6 protein-coding genes are annotated in these 6,468 nt (G+C 47.9%); 4 read left to right on the forward strand and 2 right to left on the reverse strand.

Annotation, left to right across the window (positions count from 1 at the left end):
- The first annotated feature begins 116 nt into the window (after positions 1 to 116).
- The 3 genes from LSG34_RS20435 to pntB all read left to right on the forward strand — a co-directional run bounded on the left by LSG34_RS20435 (position 117) and on the right by pntB (position 3,511).
- Complete coding sequence (locus LSG34_RS20435) at positions 117 to 467, forward strand: antibiotic biosynthesis monooxygenase family protein (RefSeq protein WP_233011183.1); 351 nt, start codon at positions 117 to 119, stop codon at positions 465 to 467.
- Positions 468 to 596: 129 nt separating this feature from the next.
- Entirely contained in the window at positions 597 to 2,126 is a 1,530-nt protein-coding gene (locus LSG34_RS20440) for a Re/Si-specific NAD(P)(+) transhydrogenase subunit alpha (RefSeq protein WP_233011184.1), read from the forward strand.
- A gap of 5 nt (positions 2,127 to 2,131) precedes the next feature.
- On the forward strand, positions 2,132 to 3,511 hold the full coding sequence (gene pntB, locus LSG34_RS20445) for a Re/Si-specific NAD(P)(+) transhydrogenase subunit beta (protein WP_233011185.1): 1,380 nt from the start codon (positions 2,132 to 2,134) through the stop codon (positions 3,509 to 3,511).
- 74 nt (positions 3,512 to 3,585) lie between these two features.
- Here pntB and LSG34_RS20450 read toward each other — a convergent pair whose 3' ends face one another.
- The gene (locus LSG34_RS20450; protein ID WP_233011186.1) at positions 3,586 to 4,452 is read right to left on the reverse strand and encodes a LysR family transcriptional regulator; all 867 of its coding nucleotides are present in this window, start codon (positions 4,450 to 4,452) and stop codon (positions 3,586 to 3,588) included.
- A 139-nt stretch (positions 4,453 to 4,591) separates the two neighbouring features.
- Here LSG34_RS20450 and LSG34_RS20455 point away from each other — a divergent pair, with 139 nt between their 5' ends.
- On the forward strand, positions 4,592 to 5,596 hold the full coding sequence (locus tag LSG34_RS20455) for a zinc-dependent alcohol dehydrogenase family protein (RefSeq protein ID WP_233011187.1): 1,005 nt from the start codon (positions 4,592 to 4,594) through the stop codon (positions 5,594 to 5,596).
- An 8-nt stretch (positions 5,597 to 5,604) separates the two neighbouring features.
- On the opposite strand, the gene LSG34_RS20460 is transcribed toward LSG34_RS20455, so the two are convergent.
- A partial coding sequence (locus LSG34_RS20460) for a substrate-binding periplasmic protein (protein ID WP_233011188.1) occupies positions 5,605 to 6,468 on the reverse strand: 864 nt, incomplete at its 5' end.

Below are 6,468 nucleotides of genomic sequence, written 5' to 3' on the forward strand. Positions count from 1 at the left end.
TTGGAGACGCCTAACAACGGTCTGAAAGGCAAAATTGCGATCGCTGTTGTTCCGACGCTGATTTCATAACAGAAATTCAAATTTTTGATTTTTAGCTCTGCTGTGAGGAGACGACTATGATTTACGAGATTGCTTTACTTCCTGTTCATAGTGAACGGGTTGCAATGTTCCGCAGTGCCTTTGCTAAAGTCGCGCCTTTACTCAGACGCGCTAAAGGGTATGGAGGTCATTTCCTCGCTCAGGGGATTGAAACACCTCACATTTTTAACCTTATAGTGCGATGGCAATCATTGGAAGACCATACACCCGGGTTCGAGGCAAGTGAAGACCATCAGGTATTTATGGAAGGCTTACAGGATTATTTCGCTGAAGAGCCCACTGTTTATCACATTCAAGGGCCTGTTTTTTCAGCAATTGAAGATGATAATTTAAGCAGTGACATGACGGCATGGATCCCTGTAGGTTAGTGTGTTCTTTTTAACGCGAACTCATGCGAATTAAGTTGCTTAGTGCAGGTGCAAGAAGCAAATGTGCGCAAAATCAAAACCATAAGGGGCCGGAAAACTGCTGGCCCGACATAAAAAGACGAGGTCAGGATGTTTATTGCAATCCCGAAAGAACAACTGCAAGACGAAACCCGGGTGGCTGCTACTCCAGCCACCACGGAGCAACTGCGTAAATTAGGCTTTACTGTGCTGGTGGAAACTGGTGCAGGTAGCGCCGCAGGTTTTAGCGATGAAGCTTATATTCAGGCCGGTGCCAGCATAGCCGACAGTGCGAAGCTTTGGGCCAGTGAGCTGATTTATAAGGTCAATGCCCCGACAGAGCAGGAAATTAGTCAGCTGCAAAAAGGCAGCACACTAGTGAGTTTTATCTGGCCAGCACAAAACCCGGATTTAGTGGCACGTCTTGCCACTGTGGGTGTGAATGTATTGGCGATGGATATGGTGCCACGTATTTCGCGTGCTCAGTCACTGGATGCGTTGTCCTCTATGTCGAATATTGCAGGTTACCGCGCTGTGATTGAAGCAGCCCATAGTTTTGGCCGTTTTTTAAGTGGTCAAATTACCGCCGCAGGTAAAGTGCAGCCCGCTAAAGTGCTGGTGATTGGTGCTGGTGTGGCCGGTCTTGCTGCTATTGGCGCAGCCCGTTCTTTGGGCTCTATAGTACGGGCTTTTGATACACGACTTGAAGTGGCTGAACAAATTGAGTCTTTAGGCGGTGAATTTTTAAAACTCGAATTTGCCGAAGATGGCTCCTCCTCCAGTGGCTACGCCAAAGTGATGTCGGATGAATTTATTGCCGCTGAAATGGCATTGTTTGCAGCTCAGGCCAAAGAAGTCGACATTATCATTACCACGGCGCTTATCCCAGGTAGACCTGCGCCAAAACTCATCACCAAAGAAATGGTCGACTCGATGAAACCTGGCTCTGTCATTGTTGATTTAGCAGCAGCTACTGGTGGTAACTGTGAATACACAGAGCCAGGTCAAATCACAGAGACGGCATCAGGCGTTAAAGTGATAGGCTATACCGACTTACCAGGCCGTTTAGCGGCCCAGTCCTCACAGCTTTATGGCACCAATCTGGTGAACTTAGCCAAATTGTTATGTAAAACCAAAGATGGTCAGATGGTGCTGGATATGCAGGATGTGATTATCCGCAACATGTCTGTGGTGCATCAGGGCGAAGTTACTTTTCCACCTCCTGCCATCAGCGTAACTGCCACAGCTAAACCTGTAGCTGCAGTTACAACGGCTCCGGCAGCACCGAAAAAACCCATTAACACTAACTGGTTTATAGGCATAGCCGCCTTGTTATTACTCTGGATAGGGTACTCAGCCCCCAGTGACTTTTTAGCGCACTTTACGGTGTTTTTATTATCCTGCGTGGTGGGGTTCTACCTGGTCTGGAACGTCACTCATGCGTTGCATACCCCTTTGATGTCAGTCACCAATGCGATTTCCGGCATTATCGTTCTGGGTGCTTTACTGCAAATCAGCAGCGACTCTTTGTTGGTGCAGGTACTGGCCTTTTTTGCCGTGCTGATAGCCAGTATCAATATAGTGGGTGGTTTTACCGTGACGCAGCGCATGCTGAAGATGTTTACTAAAGGCGGGGAGTAACAGCCATGACTCAAGGATTAATCACAGCAGCCTATATAGTGGCCGCCGCTTTTTTTATCGCAAGTTTAGCCGGTTTATCTCAGCAGGAAACCGCACGTCGTGGTAACTGGCTGGGTATTTTAGGCATGACCATCGCCCTATTAGCCACCATTGCCGGGGTCAGTATGGATGCCATGCTGCCTTTGCTGGTAGCTCTGGCTATAGGCGCGGCGATAGGCCTCCGACTGGCGCTTAAAGTTGAAATGACCCAAATGCCGGAATTAGTGGCTATTTTGCATAGTTTTGTCGGTTTAGCTGCTGTTTTGGTCGGTTACAATAGCTTTTTTGAGTTCGCAACCACAACAGGCGCAGAGCTCACAGTGCATTTAACCGAAGTGTTTTTGGGCGTATTTATAGGTGCAGTCACCTTTTCAGGTTCAGTGGTAGCTTTTGCCAAATTACGCGGCATCGCCAGCTCCAAGCCGTTGAATATTCCGCATAAACACAAACTGAACTTACTGGCCTTAGTCGCCTCCGCTGCACTGCTTGTTTATTTTGTCAGCTTCGAAGGTGGTGAAACAGCGCTGCTGATTATGACTCTGATTGCGTTGATCTTTGGTCTGCATCTGGTCGCCTCCATTGGCGGCGCCGATATGCCGGTAGTGGTGTCTATGCTGAACTCTTACTCAGGCTGGGCCGCAGCTGCTGCGGGTTTTATGCTCTCCAACGACTTGCTGATTGTCACTGGTGCTTTGGTGGGCTCCTCCGGCGCTATCTTGTCCTACATTATGTGTAAAGCGATGAACCGCTCTTTTATCTCCGTCATCGCCGGCGGTTTTGGTCAGGTCGATGCGAAACAAAGTTCGGGTGACGAAGAACAAGGCGAATACCGTGAAATCAATGCAGAAGATGTGGCAGATTTACTGAGAAACTCAAGCTCTGTGGTCATCACCCCAGGTTATGGGATGGCGGTCGCTCAGGCGCAGTATCCGGTAGCTGAGATTTGTCAGAAACTTAAAGCTCGTGGCATAAAAGTGCGTTTTGGTATTCACCCAGTGGCTGGTCGTATGCCAGGTCATATGAACGTACTGCTGGCTGAAGCCAAAGTGCCTTACGACATAGTGCTCGAAATGGATGAAATTAATGAAGACTTTTCCGACACCGATACTGTGCTGGTGATAGGTGCCAATGACACAGTCAACCCTGCAGCAGCTGAAGATCCAACCAGCCCTATCGCCGGTATGCCTGTGCTCGAAGTCTGGAAAGCACAAAACGTCATTGTATTTAAGCGATCCATGAACACAGGCTACTCGGGCGTAAATAACCCGCTGTTTTATAAAGATAATACTCAGATGTGTTTTGGCGATGCCAAAGCTACTGTGGATGCGATCTTAAAAGCGCTGTAGCTAAATATTTAGTCAAAAAACAAAAGTCCGTCTGACTAACCATCAGGCGGACTTTTTGTTTATCACCACAGCAGCTACTGAAGGTCACCCAACCATTGAGTGATAAAGTCTATAAAAGCTCTAAGCCTGCGCTGATAACGTAAATCCTGATGATAACCCAGCCAGATCTGTCGTGACGGCGGTGGGGTTGTTACAGTCAGTTGCTGCAATCCCTCAATTTGCTTCGCCATCCGCACTGGTAATACCGCAAGCCCAAGCCCGGCCAAACATAATCTGGCCTGTGCTTCTCTGCTATTGCTGCTAAAGGCTAGCTTTGCGCCGGGAAACTGAGTTTTAAGCCAGGCCACATCAGGCAAATCGCTAAAATGACTGTCCATACTAATCAGGCGCAGCTGCTCTGGAGTATTCAGCAAGCTAAGGTCAAAACCAGCAGCGGCATACAAGCCATAATCCAACTGCAGCAGTTTACGCTGTGCTATATCAGGTTCGTCAAAAGCTTGCAGCCGGAACACTAAATCAGCCTCACGCCGCGCCAGACTAAACAATCTGCTGTCGGTTAAAAGCTCTATGCTGACTTGCGGGTGCAACTGCAAAAAACCAGCACAGCAATCAGCCAATACATAATGACTAAACCAATCAAACGATGAAATACGCAACGTGCCTGTTAGCCTTTCTTCCTGCCCGGCTAACTGCCGCATCGCTGCATCAGCTTCTTCAGCCATACGTCTGGCTGCTGGCAATAAAGCAAGCCCAGCCTCGGTCAACAGAAAGCCCTCTGCTGTGCGCTGAAACAGCTTAAGACCCAGACTCAGCTCCAGACTTTGGATTCGCCGGCCTAAGGTGGGCTGAGTAAAACCTACAGCACGCGCAGCTGCTGTTAATGTGCCCTGCTCTGCCACCGCCAGAAATAAACGGATGTCGCTCCAGTCCAGATGATTCATAGCTGCCCTCTTAAGCTTCATTATGCATTTTCGCATGACATCAATGCATATTAGTTGATTTCAGTTCTTTTTGGCATAGGCAATACTGCAACTAGCCCCATAACGGGGCACCCACTAAATCACAGCAGAGGACATCAGCATGAGCACTCAACACAGTATGCAGGCGTTACAAATCACTGAAGCGAATGGCAGTTTCAAATTAACTGAACAAGCTATACCTCAACCAGGAATAGGTCAGGTTCTGGTGAAAGTGGCCGCGAGTGGCATCAACCCACTGGATTTAAAAATCAGAGCAGGACAAGCGGCTCATGCTAAACAGCCATTTCCCGCCGTATTGGGGATCGACATGGCAGGTGAAGTGGTCGCAACAGGTCCCGGTATCACTCACTTTGCCGTGGCAGATAGAGTCTATGGCATGACGGGAGGTGTGGCAGGTCAACAGGGCTCTTTGGCTCAGTATCAGTTAGTGGATGCAGACTTGCTGGCCAAAGCTCCGTCTAACATCAACCTGCGTCAAGCCGCTGCGATGCCTTTAGTGGTGATTACGGCATGGGAAGGTTTGATAGACAGAGCCAGAGTTGCAGCCGGGCATAAAGTATTGGTGCAAGGTGGCGCTGGTGGTGTAGGTCATGTAGCGGTTCAACTCGCCAAAGCCTTTGGTGCAGAAGTCTATGCCACGGCGTCAGCCAAAGATGCAGACTATATCCGTTCTTTGGGTGCTGTTTTTATTGATTATCAGCACACATCTGTAGAGCACTACCTGGCAGAACATACCGGCAATAAAGGCTTTGATATTGTATTTAATACCACTGGAGGAGTCAGTCTGGATCAGGCTTTTCAGTCGGTAAAAACCTATACGGGCCATGTGGTCAGTAGCCTCGGCTGGGGTACACATAGCATAGCGCCTTTATCATTCAGAGCGGCCAGCTACTCTGGTGTTTTCACCTTAATGCCACTATTAACGGGTCAAAGCAGAGCACATCACGGCAACATTCTGCGTCAGGCCTGTCAACTGACTGAACAAGGGCTGTTAACTATACGGCTTGACCCACAGGAGTTTGACTTTGACAGCATAGAGCAGGCTTATGAAAAAGTAGCAACTGCACGCAACAGAGGCAAAGTTGTAGTCACTGTAGAAGCTTGATAAACAACTCAGGGAGTTAACCACCAACTGGTATCTATCGGAGCTGTGCCTGCGGGCACAGCCGGATTATTCAGATAAATCATGGTTCTGCTGTTTAAATTAGCTTTCTTAATAGTGTCGGCATAATAACTCAGGAATAAGGCTTTATAGGAGCCATCCTGCATGGCTATCTTCAGGCCTTTTTCCACCAAAGCAGCTAATTCAGGCCTGTGTTTACCAACAAAAAAATACACTGGGTGCGGGTAAAACAACATCACATTGTCGGCTATCACCAGTTGATCGGAGTGCTGCGCCAACTCAGACCAGACTTCGTTTACACCTCTGGAGAAATAGTCGAATCTTTCGTGCTTTAACATTTCAAATAAGGCGTCATAACTGGTGGTACTGACCACTTTTAAACCATTGGCCTTAAACACACCAAAATCGCTCCAGTGCACGTTATGACCTGCCACATAAGGTTTCAAATCCTGCAGGTTTTTTATCTGTTTAAACTTTTCATTATTTTTGTGCTTAATCAGCAGCAAACGCAATCCGAGCAAGCCCCGGTAAATGTGCTCTTTAATAGGGATCATAGTTCGTTCGCGTGTTGCAGAAGTGGAGATAAACAGCATATCTAATTCACCATCCATCACCATTTTTTCTACCCTGCCCTCTGTTAAAACCTCATTCGATTTCACGGCAATAATTTGATAAGGCGTGCCATTTTTTGACAGCACCAGTTCCAATAGTTTTAAGGCAAAATCATGGCGGGGCTGCAAATGATAATGCCGGATCCTGATCACTTCTTCAGCCCTCGACTGTGCAGGAAACAACATCAGAGCACACAAGATCAGACAACTCATCATAAATGACATGGTGAAACCAAAAGATGC

The sequence above is a fragment of the Rheinheimera faecalis genome (assembly GCF_021290965.1).
GTDB classification, from domain to species: domain Bacteria; phylum Pseudomonadota; class Gammaproteobacteria; order Enterobacterales; family Alteromonadaceae; genus Pararheinheimera; species Pararheinheimera faecalis.